This is a genomic window from Actinoplanes sp. NPDC048988 (genome assembly GCF_043197815.1).
Taxonomy (GTDB): Bacteria; Actinomycetota; Actinomycetes; order Mycobacteriales; family Micromonosporaceae; genus Actinoplanes.
The window spans coordinates 1-1392 of sequence record NZ_JBICTW010000038.1; the positions used below are offsets into that span (position 1 = coordinate 1).

Annotated in this window: 1 protein-coding gene; it reads left to right on the forward strand. The window is 65.9% G+C overall.

Going from position 1 to position 1392, the window contains the following annotated elements:
* Positions 1-48: 48 nt before the first annotated feature.
* Entirely contained in the window at positions 49-1350 is a 1302-nt protein-coding gene (locus ACGFJ7_RS46780; RefSeq protein ID WP_392649044.1) for an IS256 family transposase, read from the forward strand.
* Positions 1351-1392: the final 42 nt, after the last annotated feature.

Consider the following 1392-nt stretch of genomic DNA (forward strand, 5'->3'; position numbering starts at 1 on the left):
GGGACTGTAAAACGAACGGTGTAACTCCTGATCAAGGAGACGCACCTGATGACCGTCATGACGGATGCCGTGGATACTTCCGCGGTGGCGAAGAAGAAGACTCCAGCGAGCACGCCGGAAGGCGTGGACGCCGAGCTGGTCGGCCGGCTGGTCGAGCAGGCCCGCGCAGCGGGCCTGCAACTGACCGGTGAAGGCGGTCTGCTGCAGCAGCTGACCAAGCGGGTGATCGAGGCCGCGCTGGACGGCGAGATCACCGATCACCTCGGTTATGAGAAACATGATCCGGCCGGCAAGGACGGCGGGAACTCCCGCAACGGCGCCCGTGCCAAGACCGTGCTCACCGATGTCGGCCCGGTCGAGATCACCGTGCCGCGCGATCGCGACGGCTCGTTCGAGCCGCAGATCGTCAAGAAGCGCCAGCGGCGGCTGACTGGTGTCGAGGACATGGTCCTGTCGTTGTCCGCGAAAGGCCTGACCACCGGGGAGATCAGCGCGCATCTGGCTGAGGTGTATGGCGCCGACGTCTCGCGGCAGACGATCTCCACGATCACCGACAAGGTGATGGACGGCATGGCCGAATGGCAGAACCGGCCACTGGATCGGGTCTACCCGGTGGTGTTCCTGGACGCGATCAACGTCAAGGTCCGCGATGGGAAAGTCGCCAACCGGCCGATCTATGTCGCCCTCGCGGTGACCGTCGAGGGCACCCGGGACATCCTCGGACTGTGGGCCGGTGACGGCGGTGAGGGCGCCAAGTTCTGGTTCCAGGTCTGCACGGAGCTGAAGAACCGTGGTGTCGAGGACGTGCTGATGGCCGTCTGCGACGGCTTGACCGGCCTGCCTGACGCGATCAACACCGTCTGGCCCAAGACGGTGGTCCAGACCTGCGTGGTCCACCTGCTGCGCAACTCGTTCAAGTACGCCGGCCGCCAGCATTGGGACGCCATCGCGAAGGCGCTCAAGCCGGTCTATACCGCACCGACCGAAGCCGCCGCCGGGCAGCGATTCCTAGAATTCGCCGAAGCCTGGGGCGAGAAGTATCCGGCCATCGTCCGGCTCTGGGAGAACGCCTGGGCCGAGTTCGTGCCGTTCCTGGCCTTCGACGCCGAGATCCGCAAGGTCGTCTGCTCGACCAACGCGATCGAGAGCGTGAACGCCCGCATCCGCCGGGCCGTCCGGGCCCGCGGGCACTTCCCCAACGAGCAAGCCGCGCTGAAATGCGTCTACCTCGCCGTGATGGCCCTGGATCCGACCGGCGCCGGGCGCCGCCGCTGGACCATGCGCTGGAAACCAGCCCTCAACGCCTTCGACCTCGCCTTCGACGGCCGCCTGTCCGCAGGCCGCAACTAACCCTTCAACAAGATCGAGTTACACCGTTCTCTTGACAGTCCC